This is a genomic window from Dactylosporangium vinaceum (genome assembly GCF_019904175.1).
Taxonomy (GTDB): Bacteria; Actinomycetota; Actinomycetes; order Mycobacteriales; family Micromonosporaceae; genus Dactylosporangium; species Dactylosporangium vinaceum.
In genome coordinates, this window is the sequence record NZ_CP061913.1 from 4,441,733 (window position 1) to 4,462,309 (window position 20,577).

At 69.9% G+C, this 20,577-nt stretch carries 20 protein-coding genes; 10 read left to right on the forward strand and 10 right to left on the reverse strand.

Annotation, left to right across the window (positions count from 1 at the left end; translation table 11 throughout):
* Positions 1 to 357 precede the first annotated feature (357 nt).
* Together Dvina_RS19705 and Dvina_RS19710 are read left to right on the forward strand one after the other, a co-directional pair.
* Positions 358 to 717 (forward strand): hypothetical protein, encoded by a 360-nt coding sequence (locus tag Dvina_RS19705; protein ID WP_223103933.1) that lies wholly within the window; start codon positions 358 to 360, stop codon positions 715 to 717.
* A 310-nt stretch (positions 718 to 1,027) separates the two neighbouring features.
* Positions 1,028 to 1,849 carry a dihydrofolate reductase family protein gene (locus tag Dvina_RS19710; RefSeq protein WP_223103934.1) on the forward strand — a complete coding sequence of 274 codons (822 nt, stop codon included), beginning with the start codon at positions 1,028 to 1,030 and terminating at the stop codon, positions 1,847 to 1,849.
* A gap of 602 nt (positions 1,850 to 2,451) precedes the next feature.
* On the opposite strand, the gene Dvina_RS19715 is transcribed toward Dvina_RS19710, so the two are convergent.
* Positions 2,452 to 3,903: an MFS transporter gene (locus tag Dvina_RS19715; RefSeq protein WP_223103935.1), complete on the reverse strand. Its 1,452-nt coding sequence runs from the start codon at positions 3,901 to 3,903 to the stop codon at positions 2,452 to 2,454.
* Between the two features lie 126 nt (positions 3,904 to 4,029).
* On the opposite strand from Dvina_RS19715, the gene Dvina_RS19720 reads away from it, so the two are divergent.
* Positions 4,030 to 4,662 (forward strand): winged helix-turn-helix transcriptional regulator, encoded by a 633-nt coding sequence (locus tag Dvina_RS19720; RefSeq protein WP_223103936.1) that lies wholly within the window; start codon positions 4,030 to 4,032, stop codon positions 4,660 to 4,662.
* Positions 4,663 to 4,672: 10 nt separating this feature from the next.
* Here the strand turns inward: Dvina_RS19720 and Dvina_RS19725 are convergent, their stop codons facing one another.
* The gene (locus tag Dvina_RS19725; protein ID WP_223103937.1) at positions 4,673 to 5,512 is read right to left on the reverse strand and encodes an SDR family NAD(P)-dependent oxidoreductase; all 840 of its coding nucleotides are present in this window, start codon (positions 5,510 to 5,512) and stop codon (positions 4,673 to 4,675) included.
* A gap of 59 nt (positions 5,513 to 5,571) precedes the next feature.
* Here Dvina_RS19725 and Dvina_RS19730 point away from each other — a divergent pair, with 59 nt between their 5' ends.
* The gene (locus Dvina_RS19730) at positions 5,572 to 6,189 is read left to right on the forward strand and encodes a TetR family transcriptional regulator (protein ID WP_223103938.1); all 618 of its coding nucleotides are present in this window, start codon (positions 5,572 to 5,574) and stop codon (positions 6,187 to 6,189) included.
* Between the two features lie 88 nt (positions 6,190 to 6,277).
* On the opposite strand, the gene Dvina_RS19735 is transcribed toward Dvina_RS19730, so the two are convergent.
* The 4 genes from Dvina_RS19735 to Dvina_RS19750 form a co-directional block, all read right to left on the reverse strand.
* Entirely contained in the window at positions 6,278 to 7,069 is a 792-nt protein-coding gene (locus Dvina_RS19735; RefSeq protein WP_223103939.1) for an SDR family NAD(P)-dependent oxidoreductase, read from the reverse strand.
* A gap of 34 nt (positions 7,070 to 7,103) precedes the next feature.
* Positions 7,104 to 7,838, reverse strand: coding sequence for an SDR family oxidoreductase (locus tag Dvina_RS19740; protein WP_223103940.1), 735 nt, complete (start codon positions 7,836 to 7,838; stop codon positions 7,104 to 7,106).
* Positions 7,839 to 7,924: 86 nt separating this feature from the next.
* Complete coding sequence (locus Dvina_RS19745) at positions 7,925 to 8,920, reverse strand: RNA polymerase subunit sigma-70 (protein ID WP_246656321.1); 996 nt, start codon at positions 8,918 to 8,920, stop codon at positions 7,925 to 7,927.
* Between the two features lie 153 nt (positions 8,921 to 9,073).
* Complete coding sequence (locus tag Dvina_RS19750) at positions 9,074 to 9,622, reverse strand: GNAT family N-acetyltransferase (RefSeq protein ID WP_223105610.1); 549 nt, start codon at positions 9,620 to 9,622, stop codon at positions 9,074 to 9,076.
* 258 nt (positions 9,623 to 9,880) lie between these two features.
* On the opposite strand from Dvina_RS19750, the gene Dvina_RS19755 reads away from it, so the two are divergent.
* Both Dvina_RS19755 and Dvina_RS19760 read left to right on the forward strand, forming a co-directional pair.
* Positions 9,881 to 10,414: a SigE family RNA polymerase sigma factor gene (locus Dvina_RS19755; protein ID WP_223103942.1), complete on the forward strand. Its 534-nt coding sequence runs from the start codon at positions 9,881 to 9,883 to the stop codon at positions 10,412 to 10,414.
* Entirely contained in the window at positions 10,407 to 11,699 is a 1,293-nt protein-coding gene (locus tag Dvina_RS19760) for a hypothetical protein (protein WP_223103943.1), read from the forward strand. Before Dvina_RS19755 ends, Dvina_RS19760 begins: the two co-directional genes overlap by 8 nt.
* A 320-nt stretch (positions 11,700 to 12,019) precedes the next feature.
* Here Dvina_RS19760 and Dvina_RS19765 read toward each other — a convergent pair whose 3' ends face one another.
* Positions 12,020 to 12,769, reverse strand: coding sequence for a hypothetical protein (locus tag Dvina_RS19765; protein WP_223103944.1), 750 nt, complete (start codon positions 12,767 to 12,769; stop codon positions 12,020 to 12,022).
* Between the two features lie 460 nt (positions 12,770 to 13,229).
* Here Dvina_RS19765 and Dvina_RS19770 point away from each other — a divergent pair, with 460 nt between their 5' ends.
* Positions 13,230 to 13,553: an antibiotic biosynthesis monooxygenase family protein gene (locus tag Dvina_RS19770; protein ID WP_223103945.1), complete on the forward strand. Its 324-nt coding sequence runs from the start codon at positions 13,230 to 13,232 to the stop codon at positions 13,551 to 13,553.
* 118 nt (positions 13,554 to 13,671) lie between these two features.
* Here the strand turns inward: Dvina_RS19770 and Dvina_RS19775 are convergent, their stop codons facing one another.
* The gene (locus Dvina_RS19775) at positions 13,672 to 14,064 is read right to left on the reverse strand and encodes a hypothetical protein (RefSeq protein ID WP_223103946.1); all 393 of its coding nucleotides are present in this window, start codon (positions 14,062 to 14,064) and stop codon (positions 13,672 to 13,674) included.
* A 289-nt stretch (positions 14,065 to 14,353) separates the two neighbouring features.
* Here Dvina_RS19775 and Dvina_RS19780 point away from each other — a divergent pair, with 289 nt between their 5' ends.
* Positions 14,354 to 14,803 carry a group II truncated hemoglobin gene (locus Dvina_RS19780; RefSeq protein ID WP_223103947.1) on the forward strand — a complete coding sequence of 150 codons (450 nt, stop codon included), beginning with the start codon at positions 14,354 to 14,356 and terminating at the stop codon, positions 14,801 to 14,803.
* Positions 14,804 to 14,939: 136 nt separating this feature from the next.
* On the opposite strand, the gene Dvina_RS19785 is transcribed toward Dvina_RS19780, so the two are convergent.
* Together Dvina_RS19785 and Dvina_RS19790 are read right to left on the reverse strand one after the other, a co-directional pair.
* Positions 14,940 to 15,152, reverse strand: coding sequence for a DUF2283 domain-containing protein (locus Dvina_RS19785; protein WP_223103948.1), 213 nt, complete (start codon positions 15,150 to 15,152; stop codon positions 14,940 to 14,942).
* Positions 15,153 to 15,725: 573 nt separating this feature from the next.
* Complete coding sequence (locus tag Dvina_RS19790) at positions 15,726 to 17,117, reverse strand: S8 family peptidase (protein WP_223103949.1); 1,392 nt, start codon at positions 17,115 to 17,117, stop codon at positions 15,726 to 15,728.
* A gap of 350 nt (positions 17,118 to 17,467) precedes the next feature.
* Between Dvina_RS19790 and Dvina_RS19795 the strand changes: the two genes are divergently transcribed.
* A complete protein-coding gene (locus Dvina_RS19795) occupies positions 17,468 to 17,959 on the forward strand; it encodes a DUF6578 domain-containing protein (RefSeq protein ID WP_223103950.1) in 492 nt (163 codons plus the stop codon).
* Between the two features lie 310 nt (positions 17,960 to 18,269).
* Positions 18,270 to 20,525 carry an endo-1,4-beta-xylanase gene (locus tag Dvina_RS19800; protein ID WP_223103951.1) on the forward strand — a complete coding sequence of 752 codons (2,256 nt, stop codon included), beginning with the start codon at positions 18,270 to 18,272 and terminating at the stop codon, positions 20,523 to 20,525.
* The last annotated feature ends 52 nt before the right edge of the window (positions 20,526 to 20,577 follow it).

A 20,577-nucleotide genomic window follows, 5' to 3' on the forward strand; every position in this document is an offset into this window, starting at 1 on the left:
GCACACCTGCACCACCTGATCTGACTGCGGTCCCCGGGCGACGAAGCCTGGGGGCCGCAGCCGTGCGTACCCGGATCGTCTGCAGCCGGTACCAGCCAATGGCCGCGTCGGCCGGCGGGATCAGCGCACGGCGGGGCAGCTCACCGAGCAGCACCGAAGCCGCCCGGCCCGGCGGCAGAACCTTCGCCCGCCCGATCGGCGCCGCCACCCGCCGCTGCACGACCGACATTGCCAATAGCCCGACCAGCAGCCCGAACGCCGCGATCAGCCCCTGCCGCCCGGCGAGCGCGTCAGCGCCGGCCGGCGTGCCCGCCCGGTCCTCGGGGCCGTCGAGTGCACGCGCAACATCATCCGGGCATGGTCTTCAACGGGAAGCTGTCCGATCTGCCGGGGCATCTCGACGGGCTCAGGGATGAGGACGCGTTCGACCAGGCGCTGCGGAGCCTGCGGCACACGCTGTTCGTGCAGGGGACAGTTGTGCCCGCTGCGGAGTCCGTCGCGCCGCAGCTGGTGGCGGCGGCCGTCGAGCTGCCCGGTGAGCGGCGCGACCGGGTCATCGAGCTGGCCGCCACGCTGCTCGACGCGCAGGGTCCGACGCCCGATGTCCTGCGTGCATTCGCCGCCCATGAACGGATCTGGGGGTACCTCAACTTCATCGAGCTGTTGCAGCGGCACGGCCAACCAGCGCACCGAACGCCACCACCATTGCCGCGTTGACGGCTACGGTCGCGACGGCGATGTGCGGCCACAGGTCCCTGAGCCGGAGCGCGCGCCGGCTGCTGCTCCACCGGTATCAGCCAGCGCCGCACCACCACGCCTGCGGACAGCGTGTGAACCACCTGATCCAGTTGCCGCTGCCAGTCGATGACCTGCTGTCGTGTCGCGAAGTCGCTGGGCGTTGTGGCGCGGGACAATGTGGTCTGCGAGCTGCTCCTCGGGACTGCGCGATGGGGATCGTGAGCGGCTGACGGTGTGGAGAGGCCGGGTTGGCGCAGCGGGCTCGGATCGTGCTGCCGGCCGCGGACGGGTGAGCGACACCGGGATCGCGGGCAGGCTGGACGTGAGCCGGCAGACGGTGACCACACCGCCGAAGCGGCTGGGAGTGACACACTGGTCGTTCCGGCTGCTGGCCGCCAAGTCGAATATCGACCATGCCACCGTCGCGCGGGCGTGGAAGGACTACGGCGTGCAGCCGTGGCGGTCATACATCAGCCGGCGACGAACAGGGAGGCAGCAGATGGGAAGGATCATCGTCACGGAGCACATGACGCTCGACGGCGTGGTCGAGGACAATGGGGGCGTCGAGGGTTTCGAGCGCGGCGGCTGGCAGTTCCGGTTCGACCCCGGCGAGGACGGCAGGTCATTCAAACTCCAGGAGATGCGCAACTCGGCAGCGCTTCTCCTCGGCCGGGTTACCTACGACCTGTTCGCGCGGCATTGGCCGTCGGCGCGAGGCGAGCTCGCCGACCTGCTCAACGCCCTGCCCAAATACGTCGTCTCGTCGACGCTGGAGAACCCCGGGTGGAATACCCGGGTGCTCGACGGCGACCCGGTCGAGCGGATCGCGGAACTCACGCGCGAGGTGCAGGGCGACATCGTCGTCCACGGCAGCTTCCAGCTCGCACAGACGCTGATCGACAACGACCTCCTCGACGAGCTGCGAATGATGGTGTTTCCGGTCGTGCTCGGCGACGGCAAGCGACTGTTCGGGCCGACGCGCGAGAGCAAGCGCCTCCAGCTCGTCGAATCGAGACAGCTCGGCTCCGACGGCGTACTCCTCGTCACCTACCGGCCCGCAACCAACGGTGAACCCAAGAGCGCGGCGATCCGCCGGCTACGCCAGCCCTGAATTGGTGACGGCGGTGCCATCGTGACCACCGGTTGATGTGTTCGGCTGGAGGACGATCCTCATCAGGTGCCAGGAGGCGTCGGACCTCGCTGAGGGTGAAGGGGAGGAGGCCGCCCCGATCCCTTGCAGGCCTCCTTTTCGGCTTGCGCGGCGGTGACGGCCAGGAATGCGTGGGGGAGCATAACGAGCTGTGCCGCCTCGGCTCGTTCCCCGCACCACGACTCGGAGCCCAGCCTCAGCGCCTCCCCGGCCCATACGTCGAACGAGGTGCCTGCCAGCCAGACGATGAACCAATCCGGCCCGTCCTGCTCACCCTGCAGCGCTGGCGACACTGTCCTGGCCGGGAATCGCAGGCGATGGACGATCGCCTGCGACCCGCCGGCTCCCGGGCGCGCCGATCCCTGGACACGCTGCTGAGGTTTCCTGGGACGTCATCCGCGGGCAGCAGAGACGGCGCCGCTGCAGGACGGCGAGCCGTTGCCGAGCTCAGACGCGGCCTCGCCCACGCTCGCGCTCAACAGCCGCCCGGCCCGCCGGTGAGGACCGAGCCCGCCTCCGCGGCCGCTCTCGGCACGGCCACTGCCACGGTGCATGCCGCCCGGTCAGGCCGGCACCATCGTGGGGCTGGCGTCCTGCGGTTCGGCGCTCGGGGCCGGGTGGACCGGGAGCCACAGCAGGGTGAGCACGGCACCGACGAGGGTCACGCCGCCGGCGACGTAGCAGCCGATGGCCAGACCGGAGAGGAAGCCGTCCTCGGCCAGTCGTAGCAGTGCCGGTTGGGCCGCGGCCCGGGCAGTGGCCGCGGCCGCGCCCAGGGACTGCTGGGCCCGGCTGACGAGGCCGGCGTCGAGGCCGCCGCCGGCAAGGCGGTCGCGGTACACGGACAGGGCGACGCTGCCGACCACGGCGACGCCGAGCGTGCCGCCGAGCTCGCGGGTGGCGTCGTTGACGGCGGAGCCGACACCGGCCCGGGCGGGCGGCACCACGCCCATGATGGCCTCCGTCGCCGGGGCGCTGGTCAGGCCGATGCCGGCGCCGACCACGAGCATCTGCAGGGCGATCGTGATGTATGCGGTGTGCTCGTCGACGCGAGAGACCCAGAGGTAGCCGAGGGCCATGAGCAGGAGCCCGGCCGTGACTACCGTCTTGGTGCCGATCCGGACGGCCAGCCGGGTGCCGAGGATGGAGGAGATCGCGACGGCGAGTGCGACCGGAATCTGCCGCAGGCCCGCCTCCAGGACGCCGTAGTGCAGGACGAACTGGAAGTACTGGGCGATGAGGAAAATGAAGCCGAACAGCGCGAACGACGTGATGGTGACCGCGCCGGAGGCCGCGGTGAACCGCAGGTTGGTGAAGAGCGACACGTCAAGCATCGGCTGCGCCACCCGGCGCTCCAGCACGACGAAGGCCGCGCCGAGGACCGCGGAGCCGGCGAAGCCGCCGAGGGTGGCCACGCCGACCCAGCCGCGGTCCGGCGCGTTGATGATCGTGTAGACCACCAGCCCGAGAGTGGCCGTGCTCAGCACGAGCCCGCCGATGTCGAGCCGCGGCGCGGACGGGTCCCGGCTGGTCGGCACGGTGAACGCGGTGAGGGCCAGGGCGATGGCGGCGATGACGGCGCAGACCAGGAAGGCCGAGCCCCACCAGTAGGACTTGAGCAGCGCGCCGCCGACGATCGGGCCGGCGGCGACGGCGACGCCGCTTGTCGCGCCCCACAGCCCGATCGCCCGGGCACGCTGCGCCCGGTCGCGGAAGAGGTTCGAGATGATCGACAGGGTCGTCGGGAAGATGACGGCGGCGCCCAGGCCGGCCAGGGCGCGCCAGCCGATGAGGGCCCCGGCACTGCCGCTCCAGGCGCTGCCGAGGGAGCCCGCGAGGTACGTCACCAGCCCGGTCATCAGCGCGCCCTTGCGGCCGAACCGGTCGCTCAGCGAGCCCGCGGCCAGCACGAACGCGGCGAACACGAGGTTGAACACGTCGACGATCCACAGCAGGTCGTCGGTCGAGGCGGACAGCTCCCGGGTGAGGGTGGGCAGCGATACGTTCACGATCATCGTTGCGAGGTTGATGGTGAACGAGGAGAGACAGAGCACGGCCAACGCCAGCCGTGGACGCGTGGGTGACATGGTTTAAAAAATAAAGTAGATGGTTTATTTTTGCAAGCACAGTAGACTCCGAGCATGCGCACGTACGGACAGTTCTGTGGGATCGCCCGTGCGCTCGACGTCGTGGGAGACCGCTGGGTGCTCCTGATCGTCCGCGAGCTCATCGCCGCCCCGGCCCGCTTCACCGACCTGCGCCGCAACCTGCCGGGCATCGCCACCAACCTGCTGGCCGAGCGCCTGCGGACCATGACCGAGCACGGCCTGGTGACGGTTGTCGCGCCCCAGCCCCCGGTCGGGACGCACGTCTACGAGCTGACGGAGCGCGGCCGCGCGCTCGGCCCCACCCTTCGGGCCCTGGCCCGCTGGTCGTTGCCGCTCATGCTGACCGGCCCGGGTGACGACCTCGTGCGCGGGCACTGGACGCTGCTGGCCATGGAGGCGTTTCTCGAGCACGCCGACCTCACCCCGGCCGACGGGGCGACGATCGAGGTCACGGTCGACGAGGACGGCACGACGCTTTCGGGCCGGATCGACGCCGGCCGCCTGACCGACCCGCGGCTGGGCCCCGCCCCGGACGCCACGGTGAGGATCGCTGGGACGGAGCTCGCGATCGTCGCCCTGTTCAACGGCGCCGACCCCGACGACGTGCGCGTGTCCGGTTCACGCGCCGAGGATTTCCGCGCGGCCGTGCGCCGTCGGCCCGGCTGACCCGTCGCCCTCAGGCCCTCGCCGCGACCAGCCGGCGCGTCAGGCGCATCGACAGCCGGGTGAGGGTGGCGGCGGCCCGGGCGTCGGGCCCGACGAGGTACCGCGCGCGCGGGCTGCGGGCGGTGAGCGCCTCGTGGATCACCCGGGCGACCCGCGCCGGCGGGAGTCCGCTCTCGGCCGATCTGGCCGCGTTGGCCTGCGATGCCTCGATCTGTTTGGCGTAGCGGTTCCGCGCTCCGGCCGTGAGGTGCCGCGTCACCTCATCGCCCGCGGACCGGCCGCGGCGCCAGATCGGGGTGGCGATGGCGCCCGGCTCGATCATGACGACCGGAATCCCGGACGGCGTCAGCTCGGCGCGGAGGCTGTCGCTGAGCCCGACCAGCCCGAACTTGGACGAGTGGTAGCCGCCGAGCATGGGCCCGGCGATACGGCCGCCGATCGACCCGATCATCACGATCCGGGCGCGCTCACCGCGCTCCTTCGCGAGCCGCAACGCGGGGAGCATCGCCTGCGTCACGGCGAGCTGCGCGACCAGGTTGATCTCGATCTGGCGCCGGAACACCTGCATCGGCACGTGCTCGAGCGGGCCCGGCAGCGCGACCCCGGCGTTGTTGACCACACCGTGCAGGGGCCCGGCCGCGCAGACCACCGCGCCGGCCGCGGTGATCGAGTCGTGGTCGGTGAGATCCATGCGCAGCACGCTCACCGCGTCGCCGTGGGCGGCGCGCAGCTCGTGATCGTCGGCGTCGGCGCGGACCGTTGCCCAGACGTGGAAGCCGTTGCGGACGAGGTGGGCGACCGTGGCGCGGCCGATGCCGGTCGAAGCTCCGGTGATCAGCACTGACATCATCGCGTTCTCCTCATGGGACTGAGTTCCATTTGAGACTTCGTACCGTAGACTCGACAGCGATGGAAGACAACAGCACGCCCCCACTACGCGAGCGCAAGCACCACCGCACCCGGGCCACGATCATCGAGGCGGCGATGACGCTGTTCGCCGAGCACGGCTTCGACAACGTCACGGTCAGCGGCATCGCCGCGCGCGCCGAGGTGGGTCGCAGCACCTTCTTCCGGTACTTCGTGGACAAGCAGGAGGTGATGTTCGCCGACGATGCCGAACTCAAGCAGGTGCTGGTCACGGTGGCGCAGGAACGCGCGGCGGCCCTGACGCCGATCGGCGACTCGCTGGCCACGGCATTGGACGTCGCGACCTGCGGGGTCCTCGCCGTCAGCGAGCGGATCGCCGAGCACTCGGCCTGGCTTGCGGTCCGGCAGCGGCTGATCGAGGAGCACCCGGACCTGCAGGCCCGCAACCTCGTCAAGCAGTACGGCTACGTCGAGGCGGGCGTCGAGGTACTCCTGCGCCACGGCGCAACACTCGAGATCGCCGTCCTGGCGTCCAACCTGGCCGCCGCCTGTTTCGCGGCCGGGCACGCCCGCGCGCTCGCCGAGGGCATCGACCTGCCCGCCGCGGTCAGCGACGCCTTCGCCCGGTTCTCCGACATCGCCGGGCCCACGCCAACGTGACTCGCTCCTCGCGGCTCCGTTCCGCCTCGCCGCGATGCCCGCCGCGGGCCCGACCGATGCAGCGATCGGGCCCGCGGCACATGGTGGCTCAGTCGACGATGACGCCGCCGGTGAGGTTCGCGACCGTACCGGTCATCGCCGCGGCGCGGTCGGAGGCCAGCAGCGCGGCGACGTCGGCCAGCTCGGCAAGGCTCGTCGGCCGTTTCCGGTGGGTCATACCGTTCATGATCCCGGCGAACTCCTCGGCCGTGATCCCGATCGCCTTCGCGTGCAGGCCGAACACGACGTCGATGACGGGCGTGTCCACCATGCCGGTGGTCCGCAGGCACAGCGAACGGACACCGTACGGTCCGAACTCCGCCGACAGCGAACGGTTCAGCCCCTCCAGCGCCGCCCACATTGGACCCATCCCACCCACCAGCGGTGCGCCGATCCGGGCCGGCTCCGGCGTGTGCATCATGATCACGCCGGAGCCCTGCGGGACCATTCGGCGGCCGGCCGCGGTGGCGGTGACGAAGTGCGCCGTCGTGTAGGTCATGATGGGCCGCCGGAAGCTGTCCACCGACAGTTCGGCCAGCGGGATTCCCTGCACGCCCTGCTGCGGGATGCCGATCGCGTTGAACGACACGTCCACCGACCCGGCGGAGGCCACGACGGCATCCAGGTGCCGGTTGACGGCGTCCTCGTCCACGGCGTCCACCTCGGCCGTCTCCGCCGACCCGCCGTCGGCGGCGATCTGCTTGGCCAGGCTGTCGAGCGCGGCGAGATTCCGGCCGGTCAGGAAGACCCGCGCCCCGTCTCTGGCAAAGGCACGGGCCACGGCGCCCCCGACGGCCCCACCGGCCCCGTAGACCACCGCGTTCTTGTTCTCGAGTGACATGCGTTTCAACCCCTTTATCTATCGGTACGGTCGGTCAGTCGAGCGGCCGCAGGCCCGCCCCTCCGAGCAGGTAGGCCGAGCCGGTCGGTCGCCCGATCAGTTCGACGACGGCCGCGCCGGCGATGGCCGGTGTCAGCGGTTCGCCGAGTGCCGCGGTGATCTCCGCGACGCTCTGGCCGGTGCGGGCGGCGTACGTCTGGATGCCTCGTCGCCCCAGGTCGGTGCCGGCGCTCAACGTCGGCAGCACGGTCGTGAACGTGAGGCCGAGCCCGTTGCGCTGGGACTCCTCCTGCGCGTACGCGGCCAGGAACCGCTGGGTGGCCTTCGAACCCGCGTACCCGCCGCTCGCCGGCGAACCGCGCAACGCCGCGGCGCTGCTGAACACCACGACCTGGCTGCCCGGTGCCAACGGCAGCCGCAACGCCGCCCCGAGCCACTCGAACGCGCAGCGCACGTCCACGTGCCAGTTGGTGGAGAACGCCTCCCAGCCCAGCTCGTGGAACGACCCGCCCGGTGGCTCGGCGCCCGCGACGAGGACGAGCAGCGTCGGCCGGTGGCCGGTCAGGACCTTCGCCACCAGTTCCGGGTCGGTGGCATCGCCCGGCTCCGGCACGATGCCGACCTGGTCGGCCAGCGCGGTCAGCGCCCCGGCATCACGAGCCACCCCGACCACCGTCGCTCCCGCCTCGGCGAGCGCGACGGCCACCCCACGGCCGAAGCCCCGGCCGGCGCCGACGACGACCGCGTCCGTTCCTATCAATGCACCCATGTGCCGCTCCCTCGGAAGTGGTGCTGCCGAGGTGTAGATCCGCCGGGATGCGCAAAGTCACCGGCGCCGGGCGCTGCGAACCCGGATCAGTCCCGGTCGGCCGCCGATGGCGGGTCCGGCGCCCGCCACGGCAGGTGGAAGGCGGGATAGAGGTCCGGTCGCAGAAACACGTGGATGCGGGCCACGCCGCCGTTCGTCACGTCGATGACCTGCAGGGCGTGGAGACGCAGGTCGCCGGCGGCGCGAACATACGTCGCAAACGTCGGTTGGCCGTTCGCGGCCGGCTGTCCCAGGGCCGAGGACGGCATCAGCCGGAACTGGTCCGGGGCGGTCACCACCTGAGCGGACAGGAAGCCGACGACGACATCCCGGCCGGCGAACCAGGTCGCGTACGGGGGCATCTCGAAGGTGACGTCCTCGCGCAGCACCGCCGTGAGCGAGCCGATGTCCGCGGACTCGAAGGCGGTGACGTACCGGTCGAGCAGTGCCCGGCCGGCCGGGTCCGCCGGCTCGGCCAGTGTGTCGACGGCCGGTGCGGCCCGCCGTAGCTGCGCCCGGGCCCTCAGCAACGCGCTGTTGACCGAGACCGCGGAAGTCCCCAGGACCCGGGCGACCTCCTGGGCCCGCAGCCCCACGACATCGCGCAGGATCAGCACTGCGCGCTGTCGCGGCACCAGGTGCTGCAGGGCGGCGACGAAGGCGAGCCTGATGTGCTCACGCCGGCCCACGATGTCGGCCGGGTCGGCCGGGAACGGGTCGATCCATCCGGTCGGCGCGGCGGCGAGCCGCAGATGTTCCGCCGGAGCCGCCTCGGGCGCGCCGAGCCCGGACGGCAACGCCCGCCGGCCGCGCTGCTCGATCGCCCGCAGGCAGGCGTTCGTGGCGATCTGATACAGCCACACGCGCACGGACGAGCGCCCCTCGAACCTGTCGAACGCACGCCAGGCCCGCACGTAGGTCTCCTGCACCGCATCTTCGGCGTCGACCGTCGAGCCGAGCATCCGATAGCAATGGGCGAGCACTTCCCGGCGCAGCGGTCCCGTGACCCGAGTGAAGTCCTCCTCCTTCGAAGCGACGCCCACCACGGCAGCCTCCCACCTCGTCCCGGCAATCCCCTCCATCTGATCCGCGCAACTGCCGAAATTCACCGGCGGGTCGCGCAGCGGCTCGGGGAAACTTCAGTCACCGGGTCTTCGGAAACGCGTGTGTGCCGAGAGACGGATGTGTTGAGGCGCTTACAACGCGGGTCCGGTGATCGTGTCGGTCCACTCGGGGGCCAGCGCCGCCATGATGATCGAGTCCACACGCCGGCCGTCGAACGCCAAAGCGTCACGTCTCACGCCCTCGACGCGGAAGCCGGCCTTCTCGTAGGCGCGCTGAGCTCGCGGGTTGAACGCGTAGACCTCCAGCTCCACCCGGTGCAGCGACATCGTGGCGAACGCATGGCGAAGCAGCAATGATGTCGCCTCCGTGCCCAGACCGCGACCGCGTCCGCCGGGACCGATCAGGATCCGGAAGCTGCAGCTGTCGTTCGCCGGCTCCCAGTTGTTCAACACGACCTCACCGACGCAGAGCGTCGAGGCGTTGTCGACGATTGCCAGGTCAAGCCGGTCGTCCTGCTCGTTGCGGGAGCCGTACCAGCGGCGCATCCGCTCGTCGACGTGCGGCTGGCGGCCGGCGGCCGCAGCGCTGCTGTGGACGCTGCCGGTCAGGCGAAGTACCTCGGGGTCGGCCAGCGCCGCCGCGATCGCCGGCAGATCGTCGTCGCGGAAGGGCCGCAGCATGACCTTGCTGCCGGCCAGCACCGGTTTGACCACGAACGGGGACGGTGCGCTCACCGCGTAAATGCTAATGCCACCCCGGTCGGGGGCCGGCACCAGCGTCACTGTCGAGCCCCTCGACCGGCCCGGGTGGCGTGATCCCCGGGCGTCGTGGTCGCAATACTACGGCCGGCGAAGTGTCTTGGAGGCGACTGCAACCCGGCCGCGTCGCGCGGCGTGTTCGGCCGTACGACTTCGACGGGCACCATTGGGGAGGAAGACGTGACGAGCCTACGCCACTCGGCGGGCAACACCTACGACGACACCGGACCACCTCGCTTCGACGACTTCTACGCGGCGCAGTTCCAGCGGCTGTCACTGCAGTTGTATGCGTACACGGGCGATGTGGCGCAGGCCCAGGACGTCGTACAGGAAGCGTTCTGCAGGGCTCTGACCCACTGGGACAAGGTCGCGCACTTCGACAACCCGCTCGCCTGGGTACGCCGGGTCGCGTGGAACCTGGCGACCAGTCGCTTCCGGCGGCTTCGGGTCGCGCAGGCGCACGCGCGCCGGCAGCGCCAGGAGCACGTCGAGGGGCCGAGCCCGGACCGGGTGGCGCTGACGCAGGCCCTCGCCAAGCTCCCGGAGCGTCACCGCCGGGCCGTCGTGCTCTTCCATCTCGCCGATCTGACCGTTGCCGAGATCGCCGAGCAGGAAGGGGTCGCCGAGGGAACCGTGAAGGCCTGGCTGCACCGGGGCAGGGCTGCGCTGGCCGTGCAGCTCTCGGAACTCAGGATGGAGCGTCCCAATGCATGAGGACCAGCAGTTCGAGCTCGTCGAGGACGCCTTCGCGACCTTCCGCGCGGGCGGCCCGCTGGCGGTGCCCCTGGGAGCCGACGCGGCCCGCACGACCGTGCGCCACCGGCGGCACGTGCGCATGGTCGCGGTGGGCGCGCTCGCCGCAATCTTGATCATGGCGCCGGTTGCCGTGTACGCGAGCGGCATCATGGACGACAGGCGTGGGCCGGACGTGACCACCAGCATCGATCCCGTCCTCAGTCCGTCCGTCGAGCCGTCGTCGTCGCCGTTGCCCTCACCGTCGACCAGCCAGTCGTCGCCCGCCGCGCCCGACGGCCGGGTCACGTCCGGTCAACTGGCCCACGCGACCGTCGACTTCGGTCCGGCATCCGGCGGCCCGTCCCTGTGCCCGACCGGAAGGTTCACGTTCACCGGCAGCCCGACCACGAACAGCCAGTCCGCCTCGAGGATCGCCATTACGAAGATTGTCGACGTCGACTTCGACCACGACGGCGCGCTCGAGTCCGTGGCCTTGATCACCTGCGCCATTCAGGGCGCCGACTACGTGGTCCTCGCGCTCGACCGTACGGCCGACGGCTCGATCGTTGCGGTCGGCCGGGTGGTGATGACGTCGGAGAAGGACGCGATCCAGACCGTGTTCGACATCCGGGTCGACGATGGCGGCGCGGTCGGGGTACAGGTGGGCGACCGCGGCACCTGCTGCGGCACCACCGAGGAGATGGTCGAGCACCAGTGGCGCAGCTACGGCTTCGACGGGAGCCGGTTCCAGCAGACCGCCGGGCCGACGAAGTTCACGCCGGTGCCGGCCGCCAACGACCTGACCGTCACGGACGGCGGAGACGTAATCCTGGGCGCGCCGTCCGGCGGCGCCCGGCGAGGGTCACTGACCGTGACCGTGCACAACAACGGGCCCACGACGGCGCCGGGCGCGATCATCGAGGCGTACGTCTTCGCCGAGCACGGCCTGCCAGAAGCAGTCGACATCGAGACCGACCTCAACGACTGCAGCAAGACCAGCTTCAAGAACGACCAGGGGGTCGTGACGACCTGGCGGCTGCGGTGCCATCTGTACCCGTACGCCGTCGGCGCCTCCCGGTCCTACACCTTCCGCTTCACGTCCCCGGTCGCCAACGACGCCAAGATCAGCGCGGATGCAGCCGAGCAGTTCCCGCAGATCGGCGCCGGGGCCGAGATCACCGAGGAGCAGCCCGGCATCCGCATCCTCGAGGATCAGCAGTCCGAGAACAACGAGGTGAACGGAAGGATCAAGCTGGCCTCATAGCAACGTGGCCTACCGGACCCGCCGATCAGGCGGGCCCGGTAGACGCGCGGTCAGTGCGGCGGCGTCGGCGTAGCCCGTCGATGTGCCGCAGGGCAGCGAGGCCGCGCGGACGGCAGCGCATCGAGGGCCGTGACGCTTGATCGAGGGCGTCATCAGCCGCGGGCTTTCACCGACATCCCCATCTGCCGCCGGTCGTCCGCGGCGGCTCGGCTGATCTGTCACGCCGGGCGACGGAGGTCGACGGCGGCGGCGCGTTGCACTGTCGATGAGCGCGCGTCTATCGCCGAGGCGCTTACCTCGCGCTGCTCGGCGGCGGCTGGTCATGGCACTTGGACCACCGCGGACCACGACTGGGCCTCGCCGACCTGCCACGCCGCGAGCACCGGGCGGGGTGGTTCGAAGCCGGGGTCCTCGGTGCCGAGGTAGAACGCTCCGTCGCTTCGCGCGCTGTTCTCCGTCCGGCAGAAGTGGCGCAGATGGTCCCTGAGTCCGGGGTGGGTGACCGCACCGAGTCGCTGGTGCCACTCGCGGTCGACCCCATGGCCGGGTGAGAGCGGGAACAGATGGTCAGGGCCGCGCATCGTTCCCGTGATCGCCCGCATGGCGTCGAACAGCGTGCCGTCGGTGTGTACTCGGAACTCGATCTCCGGATAGGCTTTGCGGATCTTGCGCGGGGTCAGGGAGCGCTCGGTGAGGATCCGTCCGAGCTCGACGCCGAGCAGCCCGGTGTCGAGTTCGGGCAGGCCGATTGCGGCGCCGTCACCGGGATCGCCGGCGTAGAAGGCCGATCGTCCGAGGTCGATACTCCAGTGTGCGGCGAAGTGGTGCCAGCCCTCAAGGAGGGAGCCCAGCACAGGAATCGTCGGGAACGGCGGGTGGACGATCTCGCCGCGGGCCAGCGGACCTGCATCGAAACCCGCTTTGAACAGCTCGATCGCCAGATCGCTGCAGCTGTAATACACGGCGTAGGACGCATCCGGGTCGAACTCGCGCAGTGACTTGCCGAGCAGGACGCAGAACGCCTCGGTGAGCGCATCCTGCCACTCGTCGGGCTGTTGCGAGACGGCCATCGGCATCTCCTCTGTGCACAGGGGCATTGCACTCGACTGTCCCCGGGAAGCCATCGAACCGGGCGAGCGTAGTCAAGAGGGTCAAACCGAGCAACATCCTGTCATGCGCCGATGGTGCGCGGCGGCGAGCCGAGGCCGTTACCGGTGCGTCATCGTCCGGACGGCGCCAGGGAAACGCATGCCCTTTGCCCGACTCGGCGACTGACTGTCCAGCTGGCTGGGTTGTGCCTGCGCACCAGTGCTCGTGGTGGCGGGTACCCTGTCCGGCAAGTGCCCGGGCTGGGTCCTGCGCGGCCACGGCCCAACGCCTAGGTACGTGGAGCTCCATCGAGCTTCACGTGCACCCGGAGCGCCGGGCCCCGTGCCGTACGGGCAGGCGGATGCCGCGACGCGGTGGCACACTCCAACGTGACACAGCCGGTTGGCCGAGTCGAATGTATGGGTGAAGGGCAGTTGCAGCATGATCGCCCGGACGTGGCGGGGATGGGCCTCGACCAGGACAGCGGATGACTACCAGCACCACTACGAAACCGATGTCGCTGAACACCTGCAGCAGGTTCCGGGTTTCTGCGGTGCACGGTTACTACGCCGCAACGACGGCGACGAAGTGTTGTTCACATCCATCACGTTCTTCACAAGCATGGACGATGTACGTGCTTTCGCGGGCGACGACCCGGAACGAGCCGTCGTGGAAGATGCCGCCCGCCAGGCGCTGACGCATTGGGACGAGCGTGTCACCCACGACGAGGCCACCGTTGTCCTGCCGGCAATCATCCGAACGTGATCGCCTGACGATCGTGGTCTCCACATCTGGCCGCGAACCGGTCGCTACGAAGCGTGGCGGGCGGTCGGTTTGGGACGTGGCGGGGCGCGTGTTGCGGCGCACTCGGTTGCTGCGTAGGTCAGGCGGTGAGCTCGGGTCGACCGCCGCCGAGTTCCCTGATCGGCCTGGTGCCGAGCGCGCGGATCGAGGTGATGCCGCCCGAGACGGGGCCGACGTTGCCGCAGCGGCCGCAGGTGAACTGTTCCTCGCGGGTACACCAGCAGCTGAGACCGCCGCAGGACCCGCAACACACGAAGCCATCGCTGCCGCATCCTGGGCACCCAACGTAGGTGGCTGAGGTCCCGAAGGACCCGTTGACCGGCAGTTCGTCACCGGACCACGTGGCGTGGGATGTCGCGGCGGGTGCACTGCTCACGTCGACGATCTGGTATTCCCCATCGACCCGCGAGAAGGTCGCTGTTCGTGTGCTCTGGTCGGCCGAACAGTGGAACCGGACCCGAAGGCTGTCCACAGGAGCCCCTTTCTCGCTTGTGGATTTGAGGCAGTGCGCGCCAACGACGTCGGCAGTCTCTGACGGACAGCTACGTCGGCGGGCCAGTGAGAACACGCCCGCCGGGTCGTGATGTACTGCGCCGACCCCAGCTCGCGAGGGGACACCGGTCGGCGCACTGTCGTGCCGATGACCGGACATCACTGCTGCGCATAGGTGACCTATGCTTGCCACAACGAGAGACGGTCACAGCGATCGGATCGTCCGGGAGCGCACCCGTCGTTCAGTCCAGGCTACGAAGGACGGGGCAATGACCACGCTGTACGAATTCGCCGGCGGCGACGAGGCGCTCCATCGCCTGGAAGAACTGTTCTACAACAAGGTGCTGGACGACCCCGTGCTGCGCAGCGTGTTCCCTGCTCGCCAGCCCGGCCATGTCGAACACCTCACGTGGTTCACCGCCGAGTCCTTCGGCGGCCCCGATAGGTTCACCACCGACCTGGGATTTCAATACATCATTGACGTCCACCGCCATCTGAGGATCACCGACGAACAGCGAGAACGGTTCGTCGCGCTGTACCTCGAAGCGATCGACGAAGCCGACCTACCGGACGACGACGCCTTCCGTGCGGCCGTGCGCGAGCACCTCGAGTTCGGCGCCCGGGTGGCCCAGCAGAACTCGCACGCCGAGACCGATGACCAACTGCATCCGATTCGTGAGGTCCCCGCCTGGACATGGCCGCGACAGGCTGAAAACTGACGGGCATCCGAGCTCCGACATCCTCGGGCTGCATCCGGTCCGTCGCCACGGACGTCTTTCGCTGCCGCCGGTCGCGCATCCAAAGTTCTGCGAGGTTCGTCGGCCAGAGTGACCCGGGCGTCTACGCGAGCAGCATCTAGATTTGCATGGCTGCGGCGACGATGGTCGGGTGGAGCAGTCGTACGGCACCGATGATCTCAATCCCGAGCAGGTGGCCGTCGGCGTCGAAGTCCAGGACGATGTCGCCTTGGCCGGGGCGTTCGATGGCGACTTGCTCGACGGCGGCTCCGGCCGCGGCGTGCTCCTCGATGGCGAGGTAGGCAGCGTTCGCATCAATGTCGTACGTCATCCGCATAACGGCATTCGATCACGTTGGATCCTCCTGGCGTCGAGCGTCAGACGCACTGATCTGGCCGATGTGTGTGCGCGGCAGCCGACCGGATGCCGTCACCGACGGTGGCCAATCCGGCGAACTCTGCGGCGTCCCTGGCCTGCCGGTGAGCCGGCGCTGGCCGTCCAGTCGCGAGCTCACCCAGTAGCAGGCTGGCAGCAGTCATCTGCCGCTGCCACAGCGCGGATCTTGGTGTCCGGACATGCCGCCGACCGTCCGTCGCCGTGACGGCCGGGGCTGCCGTGTGGTCGGTACAGGCGGCCGCGCCGGCTGGCACAGCAATAGCCGTCACCACCGCTGTGGTGAGGGAGCGTGCGGCGATCCGCGGTTGCATGACGGCTGGGTACGGGGGTTTAGGCGAGGGCGTAGCGCCGTCGATGTGCCGCAGGGCAGTGAGGCCGCGCGGACGGCAGCGCATCGAGCGCTGCAACGCTTGATCGGCGACGTCATCGGCCGCGGGAGAGGGGTGACGGACGTGATGGCCCCGGCCGGAGCGAGCCCGGCCGGGGCCGTCGGCGTCGAGGTGGTGGGTTACACGGCGGCCACCGTGGCTGCGGCGTCGACCAGGCCGGCGCCGCAGCCGCCGCTGCAGGTGCCGGGGATCGGGCGGGCGTGGGACTGCAGGGCCGTGAGGACCTGGGCGGGCGTGAGGGTGGGGTTGCGGCTGAGCATGAGGGCGACCAGGCCGGCCACGTGGGGTGCGGCCATGCTGGTGCCCATGTATGTCGAGTAGGTCGGGTTGCCGGGGGTGGTGGCGCCGTCGTTGAGGGTGGAGAGGATGCCGTTCTGGGGGGTCGAGCGGGTGCCCGGCGGGTCGGTCTCGAGCCGGACCTCGCCACCCGGTGCGGCGACTTCGACGGTGGTGCCGTAGTTGGAGTAGAAGGCCCGGTTGCCGTCGCGGTCCAGGGCGGCGACGGTGACCACGCCGGCGCAGTTCGCCGGGCTGAAGCCGGAGGCGTTGCCGTTGGAGTTGCCGGCGGCGACGACGACTGTCGTGCCGCGGCTGTTGGCGGCGCTGATCGCGCGGCGGTAGGTCTGCGAGCAGGAGCCGCTGCCGCCGAGGCTCAGGTTGATGACCTTCGCCGGGTTGGGGTTGGCGGGGACGCCGGAGACCGTGCCGCCGGAGGCCCAGACGATCGCGTCGGCGATGTCGGAGCTGGTGCCGCCGCACTTGCCCAGCACGCGGACCGGGACGACCCGGGCGTTGTAGGCGATGCCGGCCACGCCGACACCGTTGTTGCCCACGGCGGCGATCGTGCCGGCCACGTGGGTGCCGTGCCAGCTCGAGCTCTCGGCGGTGGTCTGGCCGCACTCGCCGGCCGCGTACCAGTCGCCCTCGTCCTGCGCGTTCGCGTCCCGGCCGTTGCCGTCGCGGGCGGTGGTCGCGCTGCTGATGAAGTCGTAGCCGCCGAGCCAGCGCGAGTCGAGGTCCGGGTGCGAGGTGCGGCCGGTGTCGAGCACCGCCACGACCGCACCGCTACCGGTCGAGAGGTCCCACGCGCTGGGGACGTTCATGCCGGCGGTCGGCTCGAAGTAGTCCCATTGCTGCGGGTAGCTGGGGTCGTTCGGGGTCGACAGCGCGTACATCTGCGTGTCGGGCTCCGCGTACTCGATGTCGCCGCGGGCCTGGAGGGCGGCGAGGAGGCCGGCCGTGCGCCGGTTGACCGTGACGACGTGCGCGCCGACGGCGAGCTGGCGCTGTTCGGCCAGCGAGACGCCGAGGCGGTTGCCGACAGCCCGCAGCGCGGCGCCATGGTCGGCTCCGGCCTTGAACTGCACGATGTACTGCTGGGACTGGCCGTCCGCCGGGCCCGCCTCCGAGCCGGGCGGCACCTGTGCGTGTGCGGAGGTCTGGACGGCGAACGTCGTCAGGACCAGCGCTGTGGCACTGGTGACGAACGTGGAAACACGCGAGCGTTTCAAGTGACCCTCCCCGGTCGGCAAACACGTTGCGTGACCGAGGACGCTACCTTCGGTCACAGATCGAAATCAATGCACGGCAATTACCAGGGGGTAAAACAAAGGGCTGCGGCGTGTACCGGATCACCCGAGGTCTGCGGCGGCGGCCGAGCCGGATCAGGCGGGCGGCTCGACCACTGGCTCGCGGAGCCGCTGCGCGCCCGGCGTCGGGCGCCGGGCGCTGTCCGTCCCCTGTGGACAGCGTGAACGGTGTCAATCGGTCCGGCGGACCGGATGCGGTGGCGCTCGTACACGTACTTTGATCTGCAGCGGTAGGTAACCGGCGCAACGCCGGCCCGGAGGACGGAGGCGCCATGGACGAAGCCGACACCACGAACACGCCGGCCGTCACGGTCTGGCTGGAAGCCTGGCAGTGCGAGTGCTGCGGCGAACCGTTCGCCATCGGCTCCCGGGTGAGCTGGACCGTGTGGGAGGCGGCCGCGGCGGACCTCGAGGAGATCATGGGCGCCGAGCGGGCGGCCTCGGTGCACTACGTGGAGGAGCGTCACACGCAGGCCGCCGACCACCTGCATATCGTCCGCGGCACCGTATCCGCGATCGAGGTGGTGCACTGCCGGGACGCCCCGGGCGCCGGCGGCAACCCCAACGCCTACAGCCCCGTCCCCGGTACCGCCACGTTCACGCCGGTGGCCTCCAGCAGGGAAGGCACCGAGTCGGTGGCCGGCGGCCCGCTGTTCCAGGGATACCTCGTGGTCCTCGGCGGCGTCGAGTACGGTCCACCGGCGCCCGGGCGGCTCCGCACATGGCTGTCGACACTGCGCAGCGCGGTGCGGCCCCGCACGTGAGGCGCATACCAGGCCGCGCTCACCGGCGGTGCCGGCCCGACAGTTTCGAGTACTTTCCGGAACTTGCATGCTGATCGCCGCTCACTGTCCATGGCTTGATGTGCGAGCCGGTGAAAAGGCGCAGGTGGGCTTCGTACTGCGATGAAAAGCGGCCGGACGGCTTCCGGAAATTCTTGTAATCGACGGATTGCTATGTCAGCATCGCTATGCACCTATGCCTGCCGCCACGGGCTCGCCACATCCTGTCTCGCGTCGCCGCGAGACGTGGCTCCAGCGTGCCCTTGGCGCCACGAAGCATCAGGAGGTACGAGTGGCACGCAGACCTGTCGGCGGCCGTCTGGCGCTCGCGATCGGCGCCGCGGTCGCCGCCGTGACCGCGGCGGCAATCATCGTTCCGGCCGCACACGCGGCGGCGAGCACGCTCGGCGCGGCCGCGGCGCAGTCGGGTCGGTATTTCGGCACGGCGATCGCGGCGGGCCGGCTCGGTGACTCGACGTATTCGACGATCGCCGGGCGTGAGTTCAACATGGTGACGGCTGAGAATGAGATGAAGCCGGATGCGACGGAGCCGCAGCGGGGGCAGTTCAACTTCAGCTCGGGTGATCAGATCTACAACTGGGCGACGCAGCGTGGCATGAAGGTGCGTGGGCACACGTTGGCGTGGCATGGGCAGCAGCCTGGGTGGATGCAGAGTTTGTCGGGGTCGAGTCTGCGGCAGGCGATGATTGATCACATCAATGGTGTGGTGGGTCATTACCGGGGCAAGCTGGCGTACTGGGATGTGGTGAACGAGGCGTTCAACGAGGACGGCAGCCGCCGTAACTCGAACTTGCAGGGTACGGGCAACGACTGGATCGAGGTGGCGTTGCGCACGGCGCGGGCCGCGGACCCGTCGGTGAAGCTGTGCTACAACGATTACAACATCGAGAACTGGTCGTACGCCAAGACGCAGGGCGTGTATCGGATGATCCAGGACTTCAAGTCCCGGGGTGTGCCGATCGACTGTGTGGGGCTGCAGACGCACTTCACCGGTGGCAGTTCGTTGCCGTCGAACTTCCAGACGACGCTGTCGAGTTTCGCCGCGTTGGGTGTGGATGTGGCGCTGACCGAGGTTGACGTCACCAACGCCTCGACCACCCAGTACGCGGGGTTGACGCAGGCGTGTATGAACGTGGCTCGCTGTGTCGGCATCACGGTGTGGGGGGTGCGCGACAGCGACTCGTGGCGTTCCAGTGAGAACCCGCTGCTGTTCGACGGCAGCGGCAACAAGAAGGCCGCCTACACCTCGGTCCTCAACGCCCTCAACGCCGCCCAGCCGAGCACCTCGCCGTCCGTGACGGTGTCACCGTCCACGCCCGGCGGCGCCAACAACCCGTACCAGCGCGGCCCCGACCCGACAGTCGCCTCGGTCGCCGCCACCTACGGCCCCTTCGCCACTGCACAGATCACCGTGCCGCCCGGCAACGGGTTCAACGGCGGCTACATCTACTACCCGACCGACACCAGCCAGACCTACGGCGCGGTCGCGATCGTCCCCGGCTACACCGCCCTGTTCGCCAACGAGGAAGCCTGGATGGGTCCGCGGCTGGCGTCCTTCGGCTTCGTCGTCATCGGGATCGAAACCAACAGCCGCAACGACTACGACACGGCGCGCGGAACCCAGCTGCTGGCCGCGCTGGACTACCTCACGGGCCAGAGCGCGGTACGCGACCGGGTCGACCGCAACCGGCTGGCAGTGATCGGCCACTCCATGGGCGGCGGCGGCGCGCTCTACGCCGCGACCCAGCGTCCGTCGTTGAAGGCCACGATCGGCCTGGCACCGTACAAGCCCTCGGGCGACCTGTCCGCCGACTCCGTCCCGACCCTGATCGTGGGCGGCCAGAACGACACCACCGTCACGCCGTCCTACCTCGACGGCCTCTACCCGACCATCCCGGCCACCACCCCCGCCGCCTACATCCAGCTGGCCGGCGCCGACCACCTGTACTTCACCAAGCCCAACGACATCGAGCTGCGCAGCCAGATCGAGTGGCTGAAGATCTTCGTCGACAACGACACCCGCTACACCCAGTTCCTGTGCCCGAGCATCGCCGACACCACCGGCATCGCCCGCTCGACCGTCAGGTGCTCCCTGCTGCCCTCCGGCGGCACGACGTCCCCGCCGCCGTCGTCGTCCCCGCCGCCGCAGGGCGGGGCCAAACGGATTGTCGGTGCGCAGTCCGGCCGCTGTATCGACGTGCCCAACGCGTCGCACACCAACGGCACCCGGGTGCAGCTCTACGACTGCAACGGCCAGACCAACCAGCAGTGGACCTACACCACGAGCAAACAGCTGCAGGTGTACGGCACCATGTGCCTCGACGCCGCCGGCTCCGGCAACGGCACCGCGGTGCAGATCTACAGCTGCAACGGCCAGACCAACCAGCAGTGGAACGTCAACAGCAACGGCACCATCACCGGTGTCCAGTCCGGGCGCTGCCTCGACGTCTGGGGCACCGGCAACGGCCAGCAGGTCCAGCTCTACGACTGCAACGGCCAGACCAACCAGCAGTTCAAGCTGGCCTGACGCGGCCGGCCGGGCAACCGGGCCGGTCCACCTGAACGGCAAGACGACGAGC

What these genes read in the sequence shown, in the direction of transcription:
- Dvina_RS19705 (WP_223103933.1), top strand. Translation starts at nt 358, where the DNA reads ATGGTCTTCAACGGGAAGCTGTCCGATCTGCCGGGGCATCTCGACGGG.
- Dvina_RS19715 (WP_223103935.1), bottom strand. Translation starts at nt 3,903, where the DNA reads ATGATCGTGAACGTATCGCTGCCCACCCTCACCCGGGAGCTGTCCGCC.
- Dvina_RS19720 (WP_223103936.1), top strand. Translation starts at nt 4,030, where the DNA reads ATGCGCACGTACGGACAGTTCTGTGGGATCGCCCGTGCGCTCGACGTC.
- Dvina_RS19725 (WP_223103937.1), bottom strand. Translation starts at nt 5,512, where the DNA reads ATGATGTCAGTGCTGATCACCGGAGCTTCGACCGGCATCGGCCGCGCC.
- Dvina_RS19730 (WP_223103938.1), top strand. Translation starts at nt 5,572, where the DNA reads ATGGAAGACAACAGCACGCCCCCACTACGCGAGCGCAAGCACCACCGC.
- Dvina_RS19735 (WP_223103939.1), bottom strand. Translation starts at nt 7,069, where the DNA reads ATGTCACTCGAGAACAAGAACGCGGTGGTCTACGGGGCCGGTGGGGCC.
- Dvina_RS19740 (WP_223103940.1), bottom strand. Translation starts at nt 7,838, where the DNA reads ATGGGTGCATTGATAGGAACGGACGCGGTCGTCGTCGGCGCCGGCCGG.
- Dvina_RS19750 (WP_223105610.1), bottom strand. Translation starts at nt 9,622, where the DNA reads ATGCTGCGGCCCTTCCGCGACGACGATCTGCCGGCGATCGCGGCGGCG.
- Dvina_RS19760 (WP_223103943.1), top strand. Translation starts at nt 10,407, where the DNA reads ATGCATGAGGACCAGCAGTTCGAGCTCGTCGAGGACGCCTTCGCGACC.
- Dvina_RS19765 (WP_223103944.1), bottom strand. Translation starts at nt 12,769, where the DNA reads ATGGCCGTCTCGCAACAGCCCGACGAGTGGCAGGATGCGCTCACCGAG.
- Dvina_RS19770 (WP_223103945.1), top strand. Translation starts at nt 13,230, where the DNA reads ATGATCGCCCGGACGTGGCGGGGATGGGCCTCGACCAGGACAGCGGAT.
- Dvina_RS19780 (WP_223103947.1), top strand. Translation starts at nt 14,354, where the DNA reads ATGACCACGCTGTACGAATTCGCCGGCGGCGACGAGGCGCTCCATCGC.
- Dvina_RS19785 (WP_223103948.1), bottom strand. Translation starts at nt 15,152, where the DNA reads ATGACGTACGACATTGATGCGAACGCTGCCTACCTCGCCATCGAGGAG.
- Dvina_RS19795 (WP_223103950.1), top strand. Translation starts at nt 17,468, where the DNA reads ATGGACGAAGCCGACACCACGAACACGCCGGCCGTCACGGTCTGGCTG.